The 24809-nt window shown below is 52.1% G+C and carries 31 protein-coding genes; 26 read left to right on the forward strand and 5 right to left on the reverse strand.

Features of this window, described 5'->3' with window-relative positions:
- Window position 1 precedes the first annotated feature (1 nt).
- From EL386_RS03345 to EL386_RS03355, 3 genes are all read right to left on the reverse strand, one after another.
- A complete protein-coding gene (locus EL386_RS03345) occupies window positions 2-970 on the reverse strand; it encodes a calcium/sodium antiporter (RefSeq protein WP_126453406.1) in 969 nt (322 codons plus the stop codon).
- A gap of 290 nt (window positions 971-1260) precedes the next feature.
- The gene (locus tag EL386_RS03350; protein ID WP_126453409.1) at window positions 1261-1980 is read right to left on the reverse strand and encodes an MlaA family lipoprotein; all 720 of its coding nucleotides are present in this window, start codon (window positions 1978-1980) and stop codon (window positions 1261-1263) included.
- A gap of 246 nt (window positions 1981-2226) precedes the next feature.
- A complete protein-coding gene (locus EL386_RS03355) occupies window positions 2227-2412 on the reverse strand; it encodes a hypothetical protein (protein ID WP_126453412.1) in 186 nt (61 codons plus the stop codon).
- 84 nt (window positions 2413-2496) lie between these two features.
- On the opposite strand from EL386_RS03355, the gene EL386_RS03360 reads away from it, so the two are divergent.
- The 20 genes from EL386_RS03360 to EL386_RS03455 all read left to right on the forward strand — a co-directional run bounded on the left by EL386_RS03360 (window position 2497) and on the right by EL386_RS03455 (window position 18200).
- Window positions 2497-3102 carry a DUF72 domain-containing protein gene (locus EL386_RS03360; RefSeq protein WP_172597604.1) on the forward strand — a complete coding sequence of 202 codons (606 nt, stop codon included), beginning with the start codon at window positions 2497-2499 and terminating at the stop codon, window positions 3100-3102.
- A gap of 133 nt (window positions 3103-3235) precedes the next feature.
- On the forward strand, window positions 3236-4066 hold the full coding sequence (locus tag EL386_RS03365) for an ABC transporter ATP-binding protein (RefSeq protein ID WP_126453418.1): 831 nt from the start codon (window positions 3236-3238) through the stop codon (window positions 4064-4066).
- Window positions 4066-4848, forward strand: a complete 783-nt coding sequence (mlaE, locus tag EL386_RS03370; RefSeq protein ID WP_126453421.1) for a lipid asymmetry maintenance ABC transporter permease subunit MlaE — start codon at window positions 4066-4068, stop codon at window positions 4846-4848. The genes EL386_RS03365 and mlaE overlap by 1 nt, the downstream gene beginning before the upstream one ends.
- 32 nt (window positions 4849-4880) lie before the next feature.
- Window positions 4881-5357 (forward strand): outer membrane lipid asymmetry maintenance protein MlaD, encoded by a 477-nt coding sequence (gene mlaD, locus EL386_RS03375; RefSeq protein ID WP_126453425.1) that lies wholly within the window; start codon window positions 4881-4883, stop codon window positions 5355-5357.
- A gap of 1 nt (window position 5358) precedes the next feature.
- Window positions 5359-5676, forward strand: coding sequence for an STAS domain-containing protein (locus EL386_RS03380; RefSeq protein WP_197722142.1), 318 nt, complete (start codon window positions 5359-5361; stop codon window positions 5674-5676).
- 84 nt (window positions 5677-5760) lie between these two features.
- Window positions 5761-6015, forward strand: a complete 255-nt coding sequence (locus EL386_RS03385; protein WP_126453428.1) for a BolA family protein — start codon at window positions 5761-5763, stop codon at window positions 6013-6015.
- Between the two features lie 96 nt (window positions 6016-6111).
- Window positions 6112-7371, forward strand: a complete 1260-nt coding sequence (murA, locus tag EL386_RS03390; RefSeq protein WP_126453431.1) for a UDP-N-acetylglucosamine 1-carboxyvinyltransferase — start codon at window positions 6112-6114, stop codon at window positions 7369-7371.
- A 14-nt stretch (window positions 7372-7385) separates the two neighbouring features.
- Window positions 7386-8033 (forward strand): ATP phosphoribosyltransferase, encoded by a 648-nt coding sequence (gene hisG / locus EL386_RS03395; RefSeq protein ID WP_126453434.1) that lies wholly within the window; start codon window positions 7386-7388, stop codon window positions 8031-8033.
- 3 nt (window positions 8034-8036) lie between these two features.
- Window positions 8037-9338 (forward strand): histidinol dehydrogenase, encoded by a 1302-nt coding sequence (gene hisD / locus EL386_RS03400; RefSeq protein WP_126453437.1) that lies wholly within the window; start codon window positions 8037-8039, stop codon window positions 9336-9338.
- Window positions 9339-9510: 172 nt separating this feature from the next.
- A complete protein-coding gene (hisC, locus tag EL386_RS03405) occupies window positions 9511-10596 on the forward strand; it encodes a histidinol-phosphate transaminase (protein WP_126453440.1) in 1086 nt (361 codons plus the stop codon).
- A gap of 522 nt (window positions 10597-11118) precedes the next feature.
- A complete protein-coding gene (locus tag EL386_RS03410; protein WP_126453443.1) occupies window positions 11119-11547 on the forward strand; it encodes a hypothetical protein in 429 nt (142 codons plus the stop codon).
- A gap of 92 nt (window positions 11548-11639) precedes the next feature.
- Window positions 11640-12533 (forward strand): hypothetical protein, encoded by an 894-nt coding sequence (locus tag EL386_RS03415; RefSeq protein WP_197722143.1) that lies wholly within the window; start codon window positions 11640-11642, stop codon window positions 12531-12533.
- 102 nt (window positions 12534-12635) lie between these two features.
- Entirely contained in the window at window positions 12636-13022 is a 387-nt protein-coding gene (locus tag EL386_RS03420) for a hypothetical protein (protein ID WP_126453446.1), read from the forward strand.
- A 294-nt stretch (window positions 13023-13316) separates the two neighbouring features.
- Window positions 13317-13736: a VOC family protein gene (locus EL386_RS03425; RefSeq protein WP_126453449.1), complete on the forward strand. Its 420-nt coding sequence runs from the start codon at window positions 13317-13319 to the stop codon at window positions 13734-13736.
- Between the two features lie 91 nt (window positions 13737-13827).
- Window positions 13828-14472: a hypothetical protein gene (locus EL386_RS03430; protein ID WP_126453452.1), complete on the forward strand. Its 645-nt coding sequence runs from the start codon at window positions 13828-13830 to the stop codon at window positions 14470-14472.
- A gap of 102 nt (window positions 14473-14574) precedes the next feature.
- Window positions 14575-15297: a hypothetical protein gene (locus EL386_RS03435; RefSeq protein WP_172597605.1), complete on the forward strand. Its 723-nt coding sequence runs from the start codon at window positions 14575-14577 to the stop codon at window positions 15295-15297.
- Between the two features lie 100 nt (window positions 15298-15397).
- The gene (locus tag EL386_RS03440) at window positions 15398-15829 is read left to right on the forward strand and encodes a GNAT family N-acetyltransferase (RefSeq protein WP_232020236.1); all 432 of its coding nucleotides are present in this window, start codon (window positions 15398-15400) and stop codon (window positions 15827-15829) included.
- Window positions 15830-15890: 61 nt separating this feature from the next.
- Window positions 15891-16517 (forward strand): class I SAM-dependent methyltransferase, encoded by a 627-nt coding sequence (locus EL386_RS03445; RefSeq protein ID WP_126453457.1) that lies wholly within the window; start codon window positions 15891-15893, stop codon window positions 16515-16517.
- 70 nt (window positions 16518-16587) lie between these two features.
- Window positions 16588-17484 carry a M23 family metallopeptidase gene (locus tag EL386_RS03450; RefSeq protein WP_126453459.1) on the forward strand — a complete coding sequence of 299 codons (897 nt, stop codon included), beginning with the start codon at window positions 16588-16590 and terminating at the stop codon, window positions 17482-17484.
- A gap of 260 nt (window positions 17485-17744) precedes the next feature.
- Window positions 17745-18200, forward strand: coding sequence for a retropepsin-like aspartic protease family protein (locus tag EL386_RS03455; RefSeq protein ID WP_126453462.1), 456 nt, complete (start codon window positions 17745-17747; stop codon window positions 18198-18200).
- A gap of 50 nt (window positions 18201-18250) precedes the next feature.
- Here EL386_RS03455 and EL386_RS03460 read toward each other — a convergent pair whose 3' ends face one another.
- Window positions 18251-18550, reverse strand: coding sequence for a hypothetical protein (locus EL386_RS03460; RefSeq protein ID WP_126453465.1), 300 nt, complete (start codon window positions 18548-18550; stop codon window positions 18251-18253).
- 295 nt (window positions 18551-18845) lie between these two features.
- Window positions 18846-20003: a Do family serine endopeptidase gene (locus EL386_RS03465; RefSeq protein WP_126457210.1), complete on the reverse strand. Its 1158-nt coding sequence runs from the start codon at window positions 20001-20003 to the stop codon at window positions 18846-18848.
- 105 nt (window positions 20004-20108) lie between these two features.
- On the opposite strand from EL386_RS03465, the gene EL386_RS03470 reads away from it, so the two are divergent.
- From EL386_RS03470 to EL386_RS03495, 6 genes are all read left to right on the forward strand, one after another.
- Complete coding sequence (locus tag EL386_RS03470; RefSeq protein WP_126453468.1) at window positions 20109-20858, forward strand: Nif3-like dinuclear metal center hexameric protein; 750 nt, start codon at window positions 20109-20111, stop codon at window positions 20856-20858.
- A gap of 215 nt (window positions 20859-21073) precedes the next feature.
- Window positions 21074-21667 (forward strand): ubiquinol-cytochrome c reductase iron-sulfur subunit, encoded by a 594-nt coding sequence (gene petA / locus EL386_RS03475; protein WP_126453470.1) that lies wholly within the window; start codon window positions 21074-21076, stop codon window positions 21665-21667.
- The gene (locus EL386_RS03480) at window positions 21667-22899 is read left to right on the forward strand and encodes a cytochrome b (RefSeq protein WP_126453472.1); all 1233 of its coding nucleotides are present in this window, start codon (window positions 21667-21669) and stop codon (window positions 22897-22899) included. The genes petA and EL386_RS03480 overlap by 1 nt, the downstream gene beginning before the upstream one ends.
- Window positions 22896-23642 (forward strand): cytochrome c1, encoded by a 747-nt coding sequence (locus EL386_RS03485; RefSeq protein WP_126453474.1) that lies wholly within the window; start codon window positions 22896-22898, stop codon window positions 23640-23642. Before EL386_RS03480 ends, EL386_RS03485 begins: the two co-directional genes overlap by 4 nt.
- A gap of 93 nt (window positions 23643-23735) precedes the next feature.
- Window positions 23736-24365: a glutathione S-transferase N-terminal domain-containing protein gene (locus tag EL386_RS03490; protein WP_126453476.1), complete on the forward strand. Its 630-nt coding sequence runs from the start codon at window positions 23736-23738 to the stop codon at window positions 24363-24365.
- A gap of 52 nt (window positions 24366-24417) precedes the next feature.
- Entirely contained in the window at window positions 24418-24804 is a 387-nt protein-coding gene (locus EL386_RS03495) for a ClpXP protease specificity-enhancing factor (protein WP_126453478.1), read from the forward strand.
- Window positions 24805-24809: the final 5 nt, after the last annotated feature.

A 24809-nucleotide genomic window follows, 5' to 3' on the forward strand; every position in this document is an offset into this window, starting at 1 on the left:
CTCAGACACTACTAAGGCCCAGGTAGAGCATATAGGCGAAGAAACTCGCCAGCAGGACGCTTCCCTTGAGACGGGTAATGCGACCATGATGACCACTTAAACCAAAAGACATGGCAAACAGGGCAATCGTCAGGGCGAACATGACCACGAAGTCACGGCTCAGGGCCGCCTCGGGGATCTCGAAGGCCGTGATAAGCCCCGGTATGCCCATGACACCGAGCAGGTTGAACATGTTCGAGCCAACCACGTTGCCAACCGCAATATCATCTTCTTTTTTCAGTATGCACATGATCGAAGCGGCCAGTTCCGGCAGGCTGGTGCCGATAGCGATCACCGTCAGGCCAATGATCAGGTCACTAATGCCCAGCCATTGGGCGATCTCAACCGCACCATAGACCACCAGGCGTGAACCGAGCAGTAGCAGGACCAGACCGACCGCTAACCACAGGCCAGCCTTCCACATGGGCATGTGCAAAGGGATCTCATCGGCATACTCCTCCTGCATCGGGTCGCTGGCGCGGCTGCGCAGGGCAATACGGGTGACCCAGTAGAGCATGACGAACATACCGGTGATGAGGATCACACCATCCCATCTGGACATGTACCCATCGATCAGCAACAGCAGGGCAAGCAGCATAAAGACGAACAACAGGGGGAACTCACGGCGCAAGGTATTCGAATGCACGCTGATCGGTGCGACCAGGGCGGTGGCGCCGATGACCAGGCCGATGTTGGTAATATTCGAACCGAGCGCATTACCGATCGAAATAACCGGGTTGCCATACCAGGCCGCGAGGCCGGAAACGAGCATCTCCGGTGCCGAGGTACCAAAGCCGACCACGGTCAGACCAATGATCAGGGGCGGTACGCCAAGGTTGCGAGCCGTGGCCGAGGCACCGATCACGAAACGGTCCGCCCCCCAGATGAGGATGGCAAATCCGGCGATAACAGCGAGAATATTTAATAGCATACTTGTCGGGCTACCCAAGGCACTCAGAAGGGCGCTATTGTCGGGGATTCTGTGGCGAAGGCCAAGCTGGAATTAATGGCGATTAAAATGCTGAAAATTGCGGCTAACTTCTATAAAAAACGCGAAAATCGCTGAAAAGGCTTTTATGTTACAGTGTTCCTGTGGGCGGCCATGAGGATTTTATTAGAATGTAAGCACTCACTTACAAATAAAAGCTGTGATGAAGCCGGTAAAGAAAAGGCCCCATCTCAGGAGAAGACGGGGCCTGACTTTATATCTCGGCGTGCGACCTAGTAATCGAAGGACGGTTTGGGTGGATTACCGTCGTAAACGAGGCTTTCACGTCGCTGCAGGTAGGCATCACGGGTGAACAGGTATTCGTCCAGGGCGGCCTCTTTCAGCACCTTGCTGGCGCTGAGCAGTCCGGCACGGGTATCAACACCCTCGAGCAGGGTCAGGCCGGTACGGGTACCGTCCGGGTTGATGTCATTCAGGGGGTCAATATAGGCGTCGCCGATTAGGCCCACCGTATCGCGGATGTCGCTGGGGCCGAGTATAGGCAGCACCAGATACGGCCCGGTGCCAATCCCCCAGTAGCCAAAGGACTGGCCAAGGTCCTCGTTATGCTTGGGGAATTCCATTGCGCTGGCGACGTCGACAAAGCCGAACAGGCCAATGGTGCTGTTAAAGAATACGCGGGCCGTATCGGAAAGGGCCCGTTCAATCTTTAATTGCAGCAGGTCATTGAAGATGACGACTACATCATCGAGGTTGCTGAAGAAATTACTGACACCCTTGTTGACCGGGTCCGGCAGAACAGCATTATAGCCCTTGGCGACGGGCTTGAGTACGGCCTTATCAAGGGTGTCGTTGAAGGTGTACATGGCCCGGTTGAAGGATTCAAACGGGTCTTCCGGGTCAGTTGGGCCTTCAACTGTCGCACAGGCTTGCAGGAACAGGCTGAGCAGGGTCACAGACAGCAGCTGACGTAAACGCGTGAAAGTATTCATTGTTATTAATTGGCTTCCATATGCAGTTGTTGCATTGAGACAACATGAGCGAGTGCAAGTCATATCACGCTGTCTCAGAGACGAAATGATCATGTCACTTCTTTATCTGTAAATCAAGCGCTTAGCTCTTTTGGATAAGGGCTCTTTAACAATGCGCATTGACAGCAGATAGTGTAGTATTTTGCTGACACGAGGCGCTACCCCTTACTTACAGGTTATCGGTCGCAGGCGTGATAGGTTGAGGTATTAAAGCGTCTTTGTGCGTGTGACCCCACAGCGGCGGCAGCGAAACTCGGTGACCAATTGCCCCTGTTTGACGTCGAAACGCCGCGCAGTGACGATTTGCCACTGGTGAAAACCGTTTTTGCACAGGGTCTTGCCCTTGTTTTTTTCTTGTGCGGTCGGTTTTTTGAAACGAACGACGTCACCCATAGCGGTTTCCTGTGTGAGGCAATTGCGACAGACTGGTAAATAATGGATAGTCGCGGCCGGACTGTCAAAGTATCGGGGCAAGATATGGCTGGGACTGAAAACGAATTCGCGGAAATGGTCGTGGGTAGCCGGGGCTGGGAGCACCCCCAGTGGCTGGATAGCTATTACCCGGATGACCTGCCAGAGGATTGGCGGCTGGGTTATTACGCCAACGAATTTGGCTGCGTGCTCTTGCCCCCGGAAGTCTGGGGGGCGGCCAATGAGGCGACTGTCGAGCAATGGCTGGATGATGTCGAGGAGGGGTTTCTGTTTTTCCTCGAGTTGCCCGCCAGGCCCATGGCCACCGCAGGGGGCCTGGCGGCCTTTGCAGGGCGCTGTGCCGGGGCCATCCTCAGCGAGGGTGAGCCCGCCGACTGGCAGGCCGTGTTAGACGACATCCCGCTATTGCAGAGCGAGGACACTGGCGGCCTGAGGTGTTATCACCGGGCAGGGCAGACCGAGACGGTACTGGCCTGGTTGAACGCCGATGCCGGCGAAAAGATTGCGTTGCCGGTATTGCGTGAACAGATAGAGGCCTCCCTACAGGGCGTGGCGAAGACCTCGCGGCTGGCCTTTATCATCGGCAATGGGCCCCCGGCGGTAGAAAACCTGCAAAACGCGATGGTAGTCGCTGAATTACTTGGCGCATAAGGGTAGGGTTAGTTGACAGCATGGCGCCAGTTGTTGAAACTGCGCGACACGAAACGTCCGCTCCGTTGCAGGATTGGCCGTATTGGCAGCATAAAAATTCAAACTAATAATTAAGCGAAGTTAAACAGGGATTATGAGCAACGCAGCAGACGACGTCCTCGTCCAGATACGCAACCTGCATTTCTCGCGCGGCAAGAAAAAGATATTCGATGGTATCGATATCGATATTCGCCGTGGCAAGGTGACCGCGATCATGGGCCCGAGTGGTACAGGCAAGACCACCCTGTTACGCCTTATCGGCGGCCAGCTGCGCCCCCAGCGTGGCAGCATCATCGTTGATGGCCAGAGTGTCCCGCAACTGCGCCGCCGCCAGCTGTTTGAACTGCGCAAACGCATGGGCATGCTGTTCCAAAGCGGTGCCTTGTTAACGGACCTCAGTGTATTCGATAACGTTGCCTTCCCCTTGCGTGAGCATACCCAGCTGCCGGAGGCCATGATCCGCGACCTGATCCTCATGAAACTCGAGGCGGTTGGCCTGCGCAATGCCCGTCAACTCATGCCGAGTGAACTCTCCGGCGGCATGGCACGACGCGTGGCCCTGGCGCGCGCCATTGCACTCGACCCGATGATGATCATGTATGACGAACCCTTTACGGGCCAGGACCCAATTTCGATGGGGGCGATCGTGCAACTGATCCGCCTGCTCAATGATGCGCTGGGCCTGACCAGTATTATCGTCTCGCACGACGTCAAGGAAACCACCACCATCGCCGACGATATCTATGTCCTTTCTGAAGGCCGCGTAGTGGGGCATGGCACCCCCGAAGAACTCAATACCACGGATTCCGACTGGGTGCGCCAGTTCATGCATGGCCTGCCTGACGGCCCTGTGCCATTCCATTATCCCGGCCCGCGCTATGTCGATGACCTGCTCGCCGGCAGCGAACAGGGGGGGGAGGGCTGATGCTCGAATCCATACAGCGCCTTGGCCGTTGGGGCATCAACTTCTTTGAACGCACCGGTCGGTCGAGTATTTTCCTGGTTAATACACTGTTCAGTATCCCGAACGTGTTGATACGCTTCGGCCTGGTCGTGCAGCAGGTCTATTCGGTGGGTGTGTTGTCGCTGCTCATTATTTTCGTCTCGGGCCTGTTTGTCGGCATGGTGCTTGGCCTGCAGGGCTATAACACCCTGGTCGACTTCGGCGCGGAAGAATCCCTCGGTGTCGTGGTCTCGCTGTCGCTGGTGCGAGAACTTGGCCCGGTGATCTCGGCATTGTTGTTTGCTGGCCGCGCCGGCTCGGCGCTGACGGCCGAAATTGGCCTGATGAAGAGTACCGAGCAACTCTCGGGTATGGAGATGATGGCGGTAGACCCGATGGAGCGTGTGATTGCACCGCGTTTTCTCGCCGGTTTTATTTCCTTGCCCTTGCTGGCGACCATCTTCAGTGCTGTCGGTGTGATGGGAGGATACTTTGTCGGCGTGGGCCTGTTGGGCGTCGATGATGGTGCCTTCTGGTCTCAAATGCAGGACAAGGTCGACTTGCAGGAAGATATTATGAATGGCGTCATCAAGAGCATTGTGTTTGGTTTTGTCGTGACCTGGATCGCGTTGTTTGAAGGCTACGACGCCGTGCCGACCTCGGAGGGCGTCAGCCGTGCCACGACGCGTACCGTGGTACACAGCTCCCTGGCGATCCTGGGCCTGGACTTTGTCCTCACGGCACTCATGTTTGGAAATATATAAGGGAAAAACGAGCCTGTTAGGCGAGGTGTGGTATGCACAATTCAAGAACATTGGAAATTATAGTGGGCCTGTTCGTGGCCCTGGGACTGGCGGCCTTGTTCATGTTGGCAATGAAGGTCAGCAACCTGACGACCTTTGCCGGTAATGACGGTTATAGCGTCACCGCAAGATTCGAAAATATCGGTGGCCTGAAGGTACGTTCGCCGGTGACCGTGGCCGGTGTCCGTGTCGGCCGGGTCTCGGAAATCGGCTTTGACAATAATACCTTTGAGGCCGTTGTCACCATGAACATCGGCCAGGAATACAATGCCCTGCCGACCGATACCTCGGCGAGCATCTTTACCGCCGGCCTGCTCGGTGAGCAATATGTCAGCCTCGAGCCGGGCGGTGATGACAAGTCACTGCAATCGGGCAGCGAGATCCGCCTGACCCAGTCGGCCATTGTGCTGGAGCAGATCATCGGTCAGTTCCTCTACAGCCAGGCCGAGAGCGGCGGTGAGAAGAAGTAGCGTGAAGAAGCAGGACGACATCATTAACTTGTCGCGCCGCGAAGATGGCTGTTTTATTCTCAAGGGCGCGCTCAATTTTCAGACCGTTCCGATGGTCTGGCAGCAGGGTCTAAACCTGTTCAACGAGGCCCCCAGCCTGGTGCTGGACCTGCAACAGGTCAGCCGCAGCGACAGTGCCGGGCTGGCCCTGCTCATCGAGTGGATGCGCTTTGCCCGCCAACAGAACAAGCCCATCAGCTATATCAATATGCCGAACCAGATGCTGGCCATTGCCCGTGCCAGCAGCCTCGATAGCATCCTGCCCCTGGCCCGGGGTTGATTTAATCGACCTGTATTTTTAGCCTTTGCAGGCGTTTTTATATAGAATAGGCCGCCTTTAGGACCCCTTTTTGGCAGGTGAGTGATGCAACCCGAAGCAATTAAGACATTGATCGAGCAAGGATTAACTGGCGTCGAGGCGCGGGTAACCGGCGATGGTAGCCATTTTGACGCCGTCGTCATCGGTGATGTGTTCGCGGGCATGAGCCCGCTGAACAAGCAACGTACCGTATATGGCACCCTGGGGGATCGCATCACCTCGGGCGAAATTCATGCCCTGAGCATCAAGGCCTACACCCCCGCCGAGTGGAAAAAGGCCAGCCAGTTCCAGGTCTCCTGAGCGGCCGCTCCCGGTTAAGCCCGGGGTATTGAACAGGCCACCGCTCGAGGTGGCTTTATTTTTGAGACGTTATGTAGGCATGAGAAGCACAAGAAAATGGATAAGTTGATTATTACCGGTGGTACCCGACTCGATGGCAGTGTGCGCATTGCCGGGGCGAAGAACGCCGCCTTGCCGATTATTGCAGCGGCCCTGCTCGCCGACCAGCCGGTGCTGATTCGCAACGTGCCGCACCTGCACGATGTCACCACCACGCTTGAACTGCTCGGCCGTATGGGTGTGGACTTTGTTGTCGATGAAAAACTCAACATCGAGATCAACGCCCCGGCGATCAAGAATTTCTATGTACCGTATGAACTGGTGAAGACCATGCGTTCATCGATCCTGGTACTGGGGCCATTGCTGGCGCGCTTCGGCGAGGCCGAGGTCTCGTTGCCGGGTGGTTGTGCCATCGGCTCACGCCCGGTAGATCTGCACATCAAGGGCCTTGAGGCCATGGGTGCGGAGATCAAGGTGGAGAATGGCTATATCAAGGCACGGGCAAGTCGCCTCAAGGGCGCACGCCTGGTGATGGATATCGTCACCGTTACCGGCACCGAGAACCTGATGATGGCCGCGACCCTGGCCGATGGCACCACCGTGATCGAAAACGCCGCGCGCGAACCGGAGGTCGTCGACCTGGCGCAGTGTCTGATCAGCATGGGCGCAAAGATCAGTGGTGCCGGCAGTGACACCATCACGATTGAAGGTGTCGAGAAATTACACGGCACCACCTACGACGTCTTGCCGGACCGTATTGAAACCGGTACCTACCTGGTCGCCGCGGCGATCACCGGTGGCCGTATCATGGTCAAGGATACCCGGCCGAATACCCTCGATGCGGTGCTTGCCAAGTTACGCGAGGCCGGTGCCAAGATCGAGACCGGTGAAGACTGGATCAGCCTCGACATGGAAGGTAAACGGCCCAAGGCGGTATCGATCCATACCGCACCGTACCCGGCCTTTCCGACCGATATGCAGGCGCAGTTCACGGCCCTGAATATTGTCGCCGAAGGTAGCGGTACGATCACCGAGACCGTATTTGAAAACCGTTTTATGCACGTCTCCGAGATGCAACGCATGGGTGCCGATATCCGCCTGGAAGGGAATACCGCCTTCAGTACCGGCAAGGAAAAGATCACCGGTGCGCCGGTTATGGCTACTGACCTGCGCGCCTCAGCGAGCCTGGTGCTGGCGGGGCTCATTGCCGAAGGTGACACGATCGTCGATCGCATTTACCACATCGATCGTGGTTATGATTGTATTGAAGAGAAACTGGCCGGACTCGGCGCGACCATTCGTCGCATACCGGCCTAAGCAGGATTGTAACGATGAGTAACGACACGATTAGTATTGCCGTATCCAAGGGCCGCATCTACAAGGAGGCGCTGCCATTGCTGGCGCATGCCGGTATTGTGCCCATCGATGACCCGGATACCTCGCGCAAGCTGATCCTCGATACCAATCAGCCGGATGTAAAGCTGGTGATCATCCGCGCCTCGGACGTGCCGACCTTTGTCGAGTATGGCGCCGCCGATATGGGTATTACCGGCAAGGATGTCTTGCTCGAGTATGGTGGTAGTGAACTCTACGAGCCGCTGGACCTGCAGATCGCCGGTTGCAAGATGATGGTCGCCGGCCCGACCGAGCCGGCCGCGAAGCGCCCGGGGCGCAAACGTATCGCCAGCAAGTACGTTAACATCGCGAAAAAGTTTTATGCCGCTAAGGGTGAGCAAGTCGAGATCATCAAACTGTATGGCTCGATGGAACTTGCACCGCTGGTCGGCCTGGCCGACCTGATTGTTGACCTCGTCGATACCGGCAACACGCTCAAGGCCAATGGCCTCGAACCGCAGGAACACATCATGGATATCAGTTCACGACTGATCGTCAACAAGGCCTCGATGAAAATGAAACACGCCCGCATCAAGGCCTTTATCGAGACCATGGCCGAGGCCGTGGCAACACGGGGGGCCTGAACCATGCCTGCGATCACCCGTCTGGATAGCGCGCAAACCGATTTCCGCGCACGCCTCGATGCCTTGCTGGCCTGGGAATCGGTCTCCGATACCGCCGTCTTCAACACCGTCAACGAGGTGCTGAACGCCGTGCGCACGCGCGGTGATGCCGCCGTGCTCGAATACACAAAGAAATTTGACCGCCTCGACGTGGCCTCGATGGCTGAGCTGGAGATGTCGGCCGCACGCCTGCAACAGGCCCTCGACGGCATCCCGGCCGAGCAACGTGCCGCACTCGAAACCGCCGCACAACGTGTGCGTGAGTATCACGATAAACAACGCATGGAGTCCTGGTCGTATACCGAGGCAGACGGCACCCTGCTCGGTCAGCAGGTCACCGCCTTGGACCGCGCCGGTCTCTATGTGCCGGGAGGAAAGGCCGCCTATCCTTCGTCGGTGTTGATGAATGCCATCCCGGCCAAGGTCGCCGGTGTTAAAGAGTTGATCATGGTCGTGCCGACACCGGATGGCGTCGTTAACGAACTGGTGCTGGCCGCTGCCGCCATCGCCGGCGTCGACCGCGTCTTTACCATCGGTGGTGCACAGGCCGTGGCCGCGCTCGCCTATGGCACCGAGACTATCCCGCAGGTCGACAAGATCGTTGGCCCCGGCAACATCTACGTCGCCACCGCCAAGCGCATGGTCTTCGGCACCGTTGGTATCGACATGATCGCCGGGCCTTCCGAGATACTTGTCATCTGTGATGGCGAGACCGACCCGGACTGGATTGCCATGGACCTGTTCTCGCAGGCCGAGCACGACGAAGACGCACAATCCATTCTGTTATGCCCGGATGCCGATTACCTCGACAAGGTTGCCGCGAGCATGGACAGGCTCATGGCCGAGATGCCGCGCGCCGTGATGATCAGCACGGCGCTGAAAGACCGTGGTGCCCTGATCCGGGTCAAGGACCTCGACGAGGCCGTTGAGATCGCCAACCTCATAGCCCCCGAGCACCTCGAGTTATCGATCGCTGAACCCGAGGCGATGAGTAAAAGAATCCGCAATGCCGGTGCCATCTTCATGGGCCGTTACACCGCCGAGGCCCTGGGTGATTACTGTGCCGGGCCGAACCACGTGTTGCCGACCTCGCGTACCGCGCGTTTCAGTTCGCCACTGGGGGTGTATGATTTCCAGAAGCGATCGAGCCTGATCATGTGTTCGCCGGAAGGCAGCGCCGTGCTGGGTAAGGTCGCCTCGACCCTGGCGCGTGGCGAAGGTCTGGTCGCACACGCCCGCTCGGCCGAGTATCGTATCAAGGATTAGGTTAGGAGTTGGAATCGCAAAGGCCGCAAAGACGCAGAGGACGCAAAGGAAGGCTTAAAAAAATAACTGCGTGTGAATTGTCTGTGAAATGAATTTATATTTTTTAATCTTTGCGAACTCTGCGTCTTTGCGGCCTTTGCGTTAATTACTAGAGACCAGATAAGAACACTAAATGGCTGATAACCCCTACATTAAAAAACTCATTCGTGACGAAGTACGCGCCCTCTCGGCGTATCACGTGCCGGACGCAAGCGGTTACATTAAACTCGATGCCATGGAAAATCCCTACCAGCTTCCCGCCGAACTCGTCGATGAATGGCTTGACGTGCTGCGTGAGGTCGAGCTGAATCGCTACCCGGACCCGGGGGCACGGCCTCTCAAGGCCCAACTGCGCAAGGCCATGCAGATCCCGGCCGATATGGAGCTGCTGCTCGGTAACGGTTCGGACGAGATCATCCAGATGATCTGCATGGCGCTGGCCAAACCCGGTGCCACGGTGCTGGCCCCCGAGCCAGGTTTTGTCATGTACCGCATGATCGCGTTGTTCTGCAACATGGACTACATCGGTGTGCCATTACATACGGATTTCAGTCTTGATATGGACGCCATGCGTGCCGCGATAGAAGAGCATCGTCCGGCCGTGACCTTCCTCGCCTGGCCGAACAACCCGACCGGTAATTTATTCTCCGAGACCGATGTGATGGAGATCATCGAACACGCCCCCGGTCTGGTCGTGCTCGACGAAGCCTACACAAGTTTTGCCGGGCAGAGTTTTATGGCGCGGCTGGGCGACTACGACAACCTCGTTGTTATGCGCACGGTCTCCAAGTCGGGCCTCGCCGGCCTGCGCCTGGGTTACCTCGCCGGTCCGGCGGCGTGGCTGAATGAATTCGACAAGGTACGCCTGCCCTACAATATCAATATTCTTACCCAGGCCAGTGCCGAGTTTGTTCTAAGTCATACCGATGTGCTCGATGCCCAGGCCGCCAAGCTGCGCGCCGCACGTGGTGAGTTGTTTACGGCTATGCAGGCCATCGACGGTATCGAGCCTTACCCGAGCGCCGCCAACTTCATCCTCTTCCGCACCCCGGCGGGGCAGGCCACGGCCATCTTCGAATCACTGAAGGCACAAAACGTGCTGGTCAAGAACATGCAGCCGGTCGGCGGCATGCTGGCAGACTGCTTGCGCGTCACCGTCAGCACTCCGCAGGAAAACACCGCCTTCCTCACCGCCCTCAGGGACAGCCTGGCCGGTTAGTTTGACCGCTATGGCCCGGCCAGGGATGGAAGGCCAATAGCCAGCCCCCTGCCCGTTGTGCTATACATAACCACATAATAATACCCGGCTAGTCAGAAATACGGGCAGTCACGACCCTGACCACCTTGCTTTTTGGCTCAAGATTTTTAGTACTAAAAGGCCCGATAAAAAACATTAAGTCATTGATTATAGTAAAGTCTGTTTTTATCAGGGCCTAAAAGGCCTATTTGAAAGGGGCGTTTTAGGCCCTCTAATTATAGTTGGATAGACGTAAGAAAAATCGTATAGAAATATAAGTGAAACACCGATACAAGGGACGTTGAAAAAATGATAAAAAGTGAAGTGTACGACGCTGCAACACAAACTTGTTTGGTGTTGACACTGGCGAACACTTCACAAGAAGGATTCAACTAAGCCTATGTCGTGCTTCATTCCATTCCTATCGCTTAATAGCTACGCAATCCAACTACTCGCTAGACGCGACGCACTATCGTGCGCACGTCAGCTTAATTGTTATAAGCCATGACATACACAGTAAGTAAAATTGAAGCAGCAGCAGATCAACTTGATTGGGCTATAAAGCTTTTTCTTGATCATAAAGCATATGTGCCGGCAATAACTCTTGCAGGTGCAGCTGAAGAAATTGTAGGTGAAGCGGTTTCAAATGATGCAGCATTTCATAAGCTAAAAGAAATTCTTTCTGAAAAAACGGGCATAGAAGGAAAAGTCATTTCTCAAGAATATCTTAATAAGACAAAAAACTGGCTAAAACATTGGAAATGTTTAAAAGATGATGAAACCATAGAAATAGAACTTGAAAAAGAAGCCATTCAGTACCTAGTAAGAGCAATGACAAATTTTGTTACTCATGATAATGCAGTTACTAGTGAAACACCGAGGTTTTATGAATGGCTAGTTGAGAACAAAAAGGAATTAATAAATGGCTTATAACAAGGCACTCCAGTTGACCACCAAAAGCGGCGCTTTGCTTGCTTTTGGGTCAACTGAGCTTAATCGTTAGCCATAATAATTAAGGAGAGAACGTGGCAATTGAATCACCACTATTTCAAAGCGCAATGGAGTTGCTTGGGCACTCTTTTTCGCACTTCAATGGTTCGAAAGAGCTAGATAGGAAGCTGGTAATACTACATCTCGCTAATTCGATAGAACTCATTCTTAAGGACTTGGTATTAGATGCGGGGGAGTCTATTTACAAAGGGCCAAAAGAAACGATAACCATTCATGGCTGCATTAAGTCATTGGAAGATAAAGATATAAAAATACCTTTCTTGAATAAAATAGAATTATTAATTGATGAAAGAAATGCCCTGCAACATAGGTTTGGCTCACCGAATGAATTAACTGCAATATTCTATATGAATATATCGCAAGAATTTTTTAGGGAAATCCTCAAAGAGCACTATGACCTAGAATATGAAGAAGTTATTACTCAATTTGCTGAAGAAAAAGAATTATTAGCATTTCGCATGAGAGAACCCAGCGATGATGCAGAGTTAGAGAATCTTAAAAAGCTATCAAAAGTACACCCTTTAGGAGCATTGCTTTCAGCAATGACCTACTTAGAAAAGAACATACTCGACTTTTCAGAGAAAGCCGGGCTAGGTGAGGATTTCAGAAGAAGGCCATACTGGCATATGATTTCTCATCGTTTTCTAGAGAGATTCGATGTTATAACCCCAGATGAACTTAGGGAAAAAATGGATGATACTAGGCGCTTGCGCAATATGGCAGCCCACGGAAGAAAAGAGCCAACTAGAGATGAAGTTGCAAGGGCAATAAGCTCCATTGAAGAATTTGAGAAATTTCTTAGCACTATAGATATGAGTGCAGTAGAGAAAAAAGTAAAAGCTTACTTAGAAGAACGTGAAGAAGAACGCAACCAGAGAACACTCGAACTAGAGAAAGAAATTGGCTAACAATAGGGTCAAGTTGACTGCCAAAAGCGGCGCTCCTTTCGTCGCTATGCTTTTGTCAGCAACTTACCCAAAACGTTAGGTGTCAGAATAAAAGGAGCACCAATGGACGAAGAAATAATTATTGGTTTTTCTGTGTCGCTAATAGGTGGCGGTATAGGTGCATGGTTGTTTCTGAAATTACTGCGCAAATGGATGCGCTTAACAAAAGAAGCTGAAGAAAATAGTGGTTCACGCGCAGTTCCATCATGGATTACTGGTGTAATTGAACGTTTTTTCTTTACCTTATTAGTGCACTTTCAGTTGCCTGGTGTGCCAGCTGCTATGCTGATTTGGCTCACTCTAAAAATGGTAACAAATTGGAATAGCCCTTTAAGAAAAGAAGCTGATAAAAATCACACACGGCTAGCTTTCTCGGCACTATTAGCTGGACTTATTTCATTAGGGTTTGCGGTTTATGGTGGTCTAATCTCACGTGGAGATATTCTCTAATGACACCTAATTATAGTTGGATAGGCGTAAGAAAAATCGTATAGAAATATAAGTGAAACACCGATACAAGGGACGTTGAAAAAATGATAAAAAGTGAAGTGTACGACGCTGCAACACAAACTTGTTTGGTGTTGACACTGGCGAACACTTCACAAGAAGGATTCAACTAAGCCTATGTCGTGCTTCATTCCATTCCTATCGCTTAATAGCTACGCAATCCAACTACTCGCTAGACGCGACGCACTATCGTGCGCACGTCAGCTTAATTGTTAGCCGGAAAAAGAGGATTTATAGATGATCGAACCAATAAGCTCATTTCCAGTATTCACCGTTAAGGATCTCAATGCTGCGAAATCATTCTATACAGAGAACCTTGGCTTTGATGTTGTTTTTTCGGGTGATTGGTACACTCACCTGGTTTCGAAGTCGGGTGTTCAGATTGGTTTTCTATTGCCAGATCAACCCACTCAACCACCAATATTTCAAAAACCATATATTGGTGAAGGCGTCATTTTCAGCTTGGAAGTAGAAGACGCAGATTCCGCTTTCGAAGTAGCCAAATCGAAATCCCTTGATATCGTTCTTGAGTTACGGTCCGAAGACTGGGGTCAGCGGCACTTCTGCATCCAGGATCCAAACGGGATTTATTTGGACATTGTTCAGTCTTTTGAGCCAACCGAAGAATATCAAAATGATTATAGCTCGGAACAATAACCTAAGCTCAAAGCACAGGTCGGCTAACAAGGCGGTTAAGAACGACGCGCATAAAGCGCCGCGCGTCTTACCTTAACGTTAGAAGGCAAAAATGCCAAAGCAGAAATCATCAAAAATATTCCTCAAGAACGGCGATAGCCAAAAGGTTTTCATGTGGACTATCGTAGGATCTGATGGGTCTGTGATGATGGGATTTCCTTGGGAGACGAATGAAGATCTAGCTTTAGTGATGGATGAAGAGCTAGGGGATTTAAAACGTGAAGATGTAGTATCACAAGGCTATACAGGAAGGTCTAAGATAAGTTTTCATAAATCAGGTCATTTCAAACTTAATAGCAGAATGGGAAAAACCGAAGAGGCGATAGACAGAATCACCATTAAAGGCCCGAGTTTTGATGAGATTACAACACCAGCCAGATTAGCAGAGCTTTTGTTACCCGAGTCGATACCAGACAGCAACTATGAACCGACCGAACGAGATATAGTTATTGATGTAACTAATGCAGAGAGTTTACCCACACGATGTACTATTTCCTGTATCAGGAATGAAGAGTTTATGGAAATTAACTTTGACAAAAGTAGAGTTGTCGATACTTCTATTTGGGAAGCTTCTCATGCATTAGAAAATGACACCCACACTTGGATGTGGACATTTAGGAAGTCAAAAGATGACACAAGATATGCAGATAAAATATATGTGACACTTCTAGGTAGCCCCAAATGGGGGATTGAATAGTATGCCTTCTAACAAATGGGTCAAGTTCGCTCCCGTTGGTCGCTGGGACCGCCAAAAAGCGGCGGCCCCTTACCCAAAACGTTAGGCATGAAAATAATCATTATGAAGAAGGATAGGCCGAAAAAATTTAATAGAGATGTAAGCAAACACCCAGCACTAAGGCGTAAGTGGAGGTTGTGGTTAAAGCATTTGAAATCGAACCTCACAGAGTTATTGGGAGATAGGGAGATATTCTGGGGATTACAAGATATCGCTAAAGAAAACCCAGACATATTAACACCAGGGGCGTTATTTGATTGGATGTGTAGTAACTATACAACTTCTGTAGCAGTGGGTGCGCGTAGGTTTACAGATCAAAGCAAGAACTCACACTCACTATGGGTGATGTTGTACCAAATACTGGAAAACCCAGGTGTTATAAATAGAAGAGCACATATATCTCTTTATACTAAAGTGACGCGCGAGATGGATATGGGGAATCTAACATTTAACTCTGTAGTTGGTAAAGGAAAAGACTATTTAAGTCAACAACAGGTACGCTCAGACTTAAGAAAATTAGAAGTTGCTAATGAAAGAATAAAAAGATTTGTTAATAAGAGAATTGCACATTTCACTAATAAAGGTTCGATAAGAAAATTACCAACATTTCATGAATTAGATAACGCCTTAACCACAATTGATGAATTACTATGCAAATATAACTTGCTGCTAAATGCTGAAGGAACAACTTCTATGGAAGCAACAAGACAATATGACTGGACTGAAGTGCTTAATAAGGCTTGGATTAAGACGCAAGATGGGTTGCGCCATAACAAACATGCCTAACAAGCGCAGTCAAATCGGTCACACTTCCGCGTCGCGCCTTTTTTGCTTAAATAGCACAAAAGGCACTACACTCCAGTGTGCCACATATTGCGGACGTTAGTTGCAAAAGGAAGAGATGGGCATCGAGTATAAAATCAACGCTCCTATATCAACGGATCAATTCATAGAATTGCTTCGTGACTCTACACTTGGTGAGCGCAGGCCGATTGAGGACCGAAATTGCATGGAAGGAATGGTAAAGAATAGCAATCTGATGGTTACAGCCTGGAATGATGGCTCATTAGTTGGTATTGCACGTTCTATGACAGACTTTCATTATGCCTGTTACCTTTCCGACCTTGCGGTTCATAAGAAATATCAAAAGAACGGTATTGGAAAGAAACTGCAAGCCTTAACACAAGAGCAATTGGGGCCTAAATGCAAATTAATTCTGGTTGCTGCGCCCGCTGTAAACTCGTACTACGAGCATATAGGGTTTACAAACAATCAAAGGTGTTGGGTGCTTGATCGTGAGCAAAGTATCAGCAGTTAACAAGGCGCCCCAGCCGACGTCAGAAAACGGCGCGACTGAGCTTGGCCGCTAGATTTCAATTATGCCCAGTCAGGAAATTAACGAATACTATGATGCGACGGAATCTCGAGAGATTCGTTCTGATTTGACTTTTGCGGTTAATATTGTGGGCGATCCTAAGATCGCTATAGATTGTGGTTGCGGAGCTGGCGCTGACATAGAGTACTTATTGGCATCGGGTTTTAAAGTGTACGGCTTTGATATAGAGGAAGAATCTATATCAAGATGTAAGAAACGCTTTAAGAATAACAGTGATGTCATTCTCTCAAAAGCCGGGTTTAGTTCGTATAACTATCCGCGGGCATCACTGGTAGTCGCCGACGCAAGTCTCTTCTTTTGCCCAAAGACGGAGTTTGACACTGTTTGGCGCAATATATCTGAGTGCCTTTACCCCAATGGGATTTTCTGTGGTTCCTTTTTAGGAGCTGAAGATACTATGGCTGGGCCAATATATGATAAGAGTGCTTATTGGCCTGAAATATCAGTTTTTGATGAGAAAGAAGTGAGAGCTATTTTTAAAGGCTATGAAATTTGTCATTTTACTGAGCATAAAACATCTGGAAAGACCCCACAGGGAATTCCGCATGACTGGCATATCTATTCGGTCGTTGCAAAGAAATCTGACAATTCAAGCAAGAAGGGTGCGTAAAAGTGTCCACAAAAATGGTTCTAGTTCACCCTCTTTTTCAAATCGTTAGGCCAGGCAACGCAAAGCATATATGACGATCTATACTCTCGGCACACTGATAATCTTGCTCCCCTTATTGATTATCGCGTGGTTTTCATTCGGCAAGCTAAAAAGCAAAACTGAATGGTTGCTGAGACTCTTATTTGTGGGGAGCATGGTTCTGGTTTTTTACAAAATCGGCACTTGGTCAATGACCAGCTATTACATGAGGTTCGTGATCGTCGTGCTTTTCCTGGGTTCGGCATTCTACTCATTTTACAATATCCGTACCGGGTTCTGGCATATACCGAAGAAGCAATGGTTTCGTATGGGGGGAACAGCTTTATTCACTCTGCTCGGTATCTTGCTAAGCGCGTTAACGTACTCCGGGACCTCTTATTCAGGCAGTGACATGATTAACCTGAAATTCCCATTCGGTCAGGGCAGATATTATGTACTACAAGGTGGAAGTAATGTCATGACAAATCCATTTCACAGCATGGCCTTGAATGGAAAGTATGCTATAGACCTTGTTGAAATAAACAATCTAGGCAACCGGGCCGCGACAATTTTACCGCAAGAACTCGCGCAGTATCATATCTTTGGCGAGGTGGTTTACAGCCCATGTAACGGCAGGGTTGTAACAACGGTTAATGGTTTTCCGGATAACATACCCACAAACGTGGATCGAGAGCATCCTGCAGGTAACCACGTGGTTATAGAATGCGACAGTATTAAAGTCATGCTCGCACATTTGAAGGCAGGCAGCCTAAAAGTCAGTCAGGGGGATAATGTTAAAGCGGGTTGGCCCGTTGCCGAGGTGGGTAATTCTGGTTACACGGATGAACCGCACCTTCACATACAAGCTAACAGCCATGATGGCAATCCTGTTGCAATCTTGTTCGGTGAAAGATTTCTTTCAATTAATGATGTATATGTCGTTAACTAACTCCTGGCCTTACAAGGAAAATTAGTGGCATTAGCAAGGACTCGCATCCTTGCTTTCGTCGCCTTCGTAGAGAATACACGAGCATTCCCCAAGGATTGTTTAATTTGAAGGTAATACCCGTATGATATTTATGCTTATCGCGCGTTCAGAAATGCGGAGAATAGGCTAGACTGTGAAGGATGGTTTACTGGGGTTGCTGAGTAGCGGCTTTAATTCTTTTGTGGGCGAGTAGTGCAGTTGAGAATATCGGAGTCTGTTGTATGCGTTTTTTAAGCCTGTTTTTATTTGCGGTTCTGCCGCCGCTATTACATGCGGAATCTACCCAGAGTATTCCCATCTATAAATACGAGGCATCAACCTATTATATCGATGTGAGTATTGCCGACTCGGAGAGCGAGGCCTACCTTATCGATACCGGGGCAAGTTACGTCACTATCAGCGAAACGACGCTGGCAGACCTGCTTGACAAGGACCAGGCCGAATTTGTCAGGGTCATGAGTGCGGTACTTGCGGACGGTCGTGGCATGGATGTTCCGGTTTATCGGGTCAGCAGTTTGCAAATTGGTAAACATTGTCACTTCAGTGATGTTGAGGTCGCCGTGATCCCGGGCGAGGCGCGCTGTGTGCTCGGTTTGAGCGCCCTGCGCCAGGCGGCACCCTTCATTTTTTCGATAGACCCACCAGAACTCACCGTGAGTAACTGCACCGCAGCCTGAGAATAAAACAGGTCGCACCCGGCAGGGTGCGGCCTGCTGCTGTGCCCCGCTTAACGTGCGCCTGTCATAACGATATGGGCATCATCATCTGCATAGAGGAGATCGTCCACACCGGGGATCACCTCAAAGATAGCCAGTTCAGCCTGCTTCGCACCACGCGCGTCTTCACGGATGACATATTTCTGTCCGCCGACATTAAACGTATCAATGACCTTGCCCTGTTCGGCGGGGGCATCCCAGACGGTAAATTTTTGTCCGGCGACTTCAAATGTCTCCGCGGCGTTGACGTGCCCCGCGAGACCAAGAGCCAGTGTCCCTGCCAATGCAATTGAAATAATGTGTTTGTCCATGGTCGTAACCTCACTTTGTGTGCATTTAATATTACTTTGCTATGAATTTTGCAATCCATAGGTAAAAGATAAGACTCGATAGGAGTGAAAAAATTTCATAAAAAATAAATTTTTTATTGAGACTTTTTTAGCGACAGGTAGCCATGTAGTAGCACTAAAAAAGTGGTGTTAGGCGAGTCTGAAAAGAGTTTATTTTTTGTGGCATAACAAAGCCGTGCCAGTAGTGTTACAAAAAACAGGTGCAGGCGAACTTATGTGGCATGAGACATTTGCTTAATGCGGTATTCGTCTGGATTCAGGTATTCGACTGTGGTCTCTCTGCTACCGTGGCGGTCAACTCGAGCGGCTTTCCCGCACGTAATACGTGTAACTGCAAGGACTGACCCGGTTTGTAACCGGCGATGGTATTGAGCAGGGTAAAGGAACTGTCTACATGCACATCATTGATGTGGGTGAGGATGTCGCCGGGGCGCAGGCCGGCGACCTCGGCCGGGCCCAGGCGCAACACACCGGCAATGAGGACACCGGCTCCGGCCTCGAGTTTGAAGGACTCGGCCAGTTCCGGGGTCAGGTCCTGGGCTTCAACCCCGAGCCAGCCACGGACGACGCGGCCATTCTCAATGATCTGCTGCATCACATCCTTGGCCAGTGCAGCCGGGATGGCAAAGCCGATGCCCTGTGAGCCACCACTCTTGCTGAAGATGGCGGTATTGATGCCAACCAGTTGGCCGAGGGCATTGATCAAGGCGCCGCCGGAGTTGCCGGGGTTGATCGCCGCATCGGTCTGGATAAAGTTTTCAAAGGTATTGATGCCGAGCTGACTGCGGCCGGTGGCGCTGACAATACCCAGCGTCACCGTCTGGCCGACCCCGAAGGGGTTACCGATGGCGAGTACGACATCACCCACACGCAGGGCATTGGACTGACCGAGGGTGACTGTCGGCAGCTTGACGTAGTTGATCTTGAGCACGGCCAGGTCGGTTTCCGGGTCGGTGCCGATGACCTTGGCCTGTGGGGTCTCGCCGTTGGCGAGCGCCACGCGGATCTCATCAGCGCCCTGGATGACGTGGTTATTGGTGAGGATATAACCGCCGGCACTCATGATCACGCCCGAACCGAGGCTGGTTTCGAGGCGCTGGCGCGGGGCAGGCAGTTGATCACCAAAGAAGCGCTGGAAGAACGGGTCATTGAGCAGGGGATTGCGCTGCTCAGTGACGAGCTTGGCGGTATAGATGTTCACCACCGCCGCGGCACTGCGTTCCACGGCATCGGCATAGGAGACCGGGCCGCTATTGCGGGTGTCGGCGGCGATGATGGGGGCGGCGGCCTGCTCGGTGATCTCGACCACGGGCGCGGGGCGTTGTAACAATTCCGGTTTGAAGAACAGGACAAAGATGAGCGCCGCCAGTATGGCGGTCAGCAACTGAAAAAAGAACAACAGACTTTTGCCCATATTCATACGACCCTTTCTCGACAATTGCGCTACTCTATCACTGCTGACCTGGCCGCGTCAGCAGGCCGGTTGCACAAAATGACCCGACAACACAAAGAAAAGCCCATGACCGACAGAAACGACATCACCTCATATATTGACGAACTGCTCAGGGTCGACCAGTTCAGTGACTACTGCCCGAACGGTCTGCAGGTCGAGGGCCGGAATGCCATCGCCCATATTGTTTCCGGGGTTACGGCCTGCCAGGCCTTGATCGAGGCGGCCATTGAGCAGCAGGCCGACGCCCTGCTGGTGCACCACGGCTATTTCTGGAAGGGCGAGGCCCCCGGCATCACCGGCCTGAAACGCGAGCGCATCGTGCGCCTGCTGGAAAACGACATCAACCTGCTGGCCTACCACCTGCCACTGGATGCACACCCGCAGCTGGGCAATAACGCCCAGCTGGGGAAAAGGCTCGGTTTGCAGGTCGAGGGCACGGCCGGGGATACCGACCTGATCTGGTACGGCTCACTGTCCGCGCCCTGTACGGCCGCCGAACTGGCCAGCCGCATTGACGCCGCACTCGGTCGTACCCCTCTCTATATAGAAGGGGGTGAAGGGCCGATTCACCATGTGGCCTGGTGCACCGGTGCGGCGCAGGGTTATATTGAAGAGGCCGCCGCACTGGGCGTGCAGGCCTTTATCTCCGGCGAGATCTCCGAGCAAACCGTACACGTGGCACGGGAGCTGGGGCTGGTCTATTTCTCGGCCGGGCACCATGCCACCGAACGCTACGGCGTGCAGGCCCTCGGTGAGCACCTTGCTGAACGCTTTTCTATTCGCCATAGCTTCATTGATATCGATAACCCCGTCTAATTCGCGCTTTTCGGACTCCCGAGTTCTTTCATAAGGTATTGTAATAGCAGGTAAAATCAAGCTTCTGCTTGACCATTGGCGGCGCATCGGCGAGAATACGGGCTTATTTTTGGGCGGCAATTCACAATATTCTTATTTTATGATGAGTTTTGTCTGTTGCCGGACGAGTTAGTGACGTGGCGACGCTGGGAAGTGTGGTCACACAGGAGACGAACATGAGTACAGATGGCGTCGATAAGAGCAAACGCCGCTTCCTGACCGCTGCAACCACGGTTGTCGGCGGTGTCGGGGCAGCCTTTGTTGCCGTTCCATTTTTGAAATCCTGGAGCCCGAGTGCCAAGGCCAGGGCCGCGGGTGCCCCGGTAGAGGTGGATTTCAGCAAACTGCAACCGGGTCAGCAGATGGCCGTGTTGTGGCAAAAGAAACCGGTCTGGATTGTGCGACGCACGCAGGAAACCCTGGCTAGCCTTGCAAGCAACAGAGATCACCTGGCTGACCCGGATTCTGCTCAATCGAAGCAACCTGAATACATCAAGGGTGATGCCCGTGCGCTCAATCCCGAGTATCTGGTCACCGTGGGTATCTGTACGCACCTGGGTTGTTCACCAACCTACCGCCCTGAGCTGGTTGCAGCCGACCTTGGTGATGACTGGATGGGTGGTTTCTTCTGCCCATGTCACGGTTCAAAGTTTGACATGTCCGGTCGCGTCTACGCCGGCGTGCCCGCCCCGACCAACCTGGAAGTACCGAAATACAAGTACTTGTCCGACACAAGCCTGATTATTGGTGTTGATGAGGGAGCCGCCTGATGAGCATATTAGAAAAGACTCTCGGCTGGGTTGATGATCGCTTCCCGCTGACAAAAATGTGGAAAGAGCACCTTTCCGAATACTACGCACCGAAGAACTTCAACTTCTGGTACTTCTTTGGTTCATTGGCACTGATGGTGCTGGTGATGCAGATCCTGACCGGCATCTGGCTGACCATGAACTACAAGCCGGATGCAGAGATGGCCTTTGCCTCGGTGGAATTCATTATGCGCGACGTCGAGTGGGGCTGGCTGATTCGCTATCTGCACTCCACTGGTGCCTCGGCCTTCTTTATTGTTGTCTATCTGCACATGTTCCGTGGTCTGATGTACGGTTCTTACCGGAAGCCACGTGAACTTATCTGGATCTTCGGCATGATCATCTACGTCGCACTGATGGCAGAGGCCTTTATGGGCTACCTGCTGCCTTGGGGCCAGATGTCCTACTGGGGTGCACAGGTGATCGTCTCCCTGTTCGGTGCCGTACCGTTTGTTGGTGAGGAACTGGCCATCTGGATTCGTGGTGACTTCGTGATTGGCGATGCCACCCTGAACCGCTTCTTCGCCTTCCACGTCATTGCCCTGCCAATCGTGCTGTTGGGTCTGGTCGTGGCGCACATCATTGCCCTGCATGAAGTGGGTTCCAACAACCCGGACGGCGTTGAGATCAAAAAGAACAAGGGCCCGGATGGCATTCCGCTTGACGGTATCCCGTTCCACCCTTACTACACCGTGAAAGACATCGTCGGTGTGGTGGTGTTCCTGTTCTTCTTCGCGCTGGTGGTATTCTTCGTGCCGGAGTTGGGCGGTTGGTTCCTTGAGAAGGACAACTTCGTGCCGGCCAACCCGCTGAAGACTCCTGAACACATTGTGCCGCTGTGGTACTTCACCCCGTTCTACGCCATCCTGCGTGCTGTGCCGCCGATTGGTGTGTCCCAGTTCCCGGGCGTGGTAGCGATGGGTGCCGCGATTGTGGTGCTGTTCTTCCTGCCGTGGCTGGATCGCAGCCCGGTCAAGTCTATCCGTTACCGTGGTGCCATTTACAAGTTCGCACTGGCCGTATTCGTGGTGAGCTTTGTCTTTCTCGGTTGGTTGGGTACACAGCCTGCTGGTGGCATCTACCTGATACTTTCGCAGATCTTTAGTGTGCTGTACTTCGCATTCTTTGTGCTGATGCCCTGGTACACGAAGATCGACAAGACCAAGCCTGTACCGGAGAGGGTTACCCAATGAAAAAGCTGATGATTGCATTCATGATGCTGGCCCTGCCGGGTCTGGCCGCCGCCGCGGGTGCCGGTCCTCACCTCGACAAGGCAAATATTGATCTGACCGACAAGGCCTCGTTGCAGCGTGGTGCACGCCTGTTCGTTAACTACTGTCTGAATTGTCACTCCGCCAACTTCATGCGTCACAACCGCATGGGCAAGGACCTGGGTATTTCTGACGAGCTGGTAGCAGAGAACCTGTTGTTCACGGCCGATAAGGTTGGTGCGCCAATGGGTATCGCTATGCCGCTTGAAGATGCCCAGAACTGGTTTGGTACGCCGCCACCAGATTTGTCGGTGATGGCGCGTGCCAAGGGTGCCGGTGATGAAGGGGCGAACTGGTTGTATACCTATTTCCGCTCTTTCTATATCGATACGTCACGTCCGTTCGGTGTGAACAACACCGTCTTCAAGGATGTTGGTATGCCACACGTGCTGTGGGAGTTGCAGGGTATGCAGACACTGGTGAACGCGGAAGAACTGGCCGCGCACAAAGGTGCCAAGCCCGAGTTTGCCCTCAACCAGCCGGGCAGTATGAGCGCTGAGGAATATGATCAGGCCGCACGCGACCTGACCAACTTCATGGTTTATATGGGTGAACCGGCCCAGCTGGAGCGCAAGAGCCTGGGTATCTGGGTAGCATTGTTCCTGTTGTTCTTCTTCTTTATCGCTTACGCACTGAAGAAGGAATACTGGAAGGATATTCATTAATTCATCGGCCACGGTGCAGCGGCAATATACTGCACCGTGGCATGATTGAACTGTCCCAGGAAGGGATAAAACACAATTGGGAGTACACCCGTTATGGCGTCAATATCTAACCGACGCTCCGTGATGACGTTATATTCGAGCGCGACATCACCTTACAGTCATCGCACGCGTATCGTCCTCGCTGAGAAGAACATCACTTACGAGATTCAGGATGTTGAGGCGGGCGCATGCCCTGAAGACCTCGCCGAGCTGAATCCCTATAACACGGTACCGACACTGGTTGACCGTGATCTGGTACTTTACGATTCACGCATCATCATGGAGTACCTGGATGAGCGTTTCCCGCATCCGCCGTTGATGCCGGTTGACCCGGTCTCTCGCGCGAACGCGAAGCTTTACATGTATCGCATTGATCGTGACATGTATAGCATCATCGATCAGTTTGAAGATAACTGTGACAGTCGCACGGCAACCAAGCTGCGCAAGGAATTGCGTGACAGCCTGACCTTGATTGCGCCCATCTTCGATGCAAAGCCGTTTTTTATGAGTGACGAATTTACCCTGATCGATGCGTATATGGCACCGCTGTTATGGCGTTTGCCGAAGTATGGCGTAGAACTGCCGGCACAGGCCCGCGCGGTGAACACCTATGCCGAGCGTCTGTTTTCACGCGAGTCATTCCAGACCGGCCTCACCGAGGCTGAACGCGAGATGCGCGACTGATTGCAGTCGCGCCCTGGCGTTAAGCGTATTCGGCACTCGAGGAATATTCATTATGAACTCAAGTCGCCCCTACCTTATCCGTGCACTCTATGAGTGGATTGTCGATAATGGCATGACCCCCTACGTCCTCGTTGACGCCATGGCCGAGGGTGTCAGGGTGCCGGAGCAGTTTATCGAGGATGGCAAGATCGTCCTCAATATCAATCCGAGTGCCACACAAGCACTTACCCTGGGTAACGAGTTTATTGAGTTCAGTGCCCGTTTCTCTGGTGCGGAGATGCTGGTCAGTGTGCCGACGATGGCAGTGCTGGCGATCTATGCGCGGGAGAATGGCCAGGGCATGATGTTCGCTGAGGAAGAGGGTGGCGAGCCGAGCCCAACCAGCCCGGGGGAGGGTCCTGAAGAAGGCAAGAAGCCGACCCTGACCCTGGTAAAGTAGGTTTC

The sequence above is a fragment of the Sulfuriflexus mobilis genome, from assembly GCF_003967195.1.
GTDB classification, from domain to species: domain Bacteria; phylum Pseudomonadota; class Gammaproteobacteria; order AKS1; family AKS1; genus Sulfuriflexus; species Sulfuriflexus mobilis.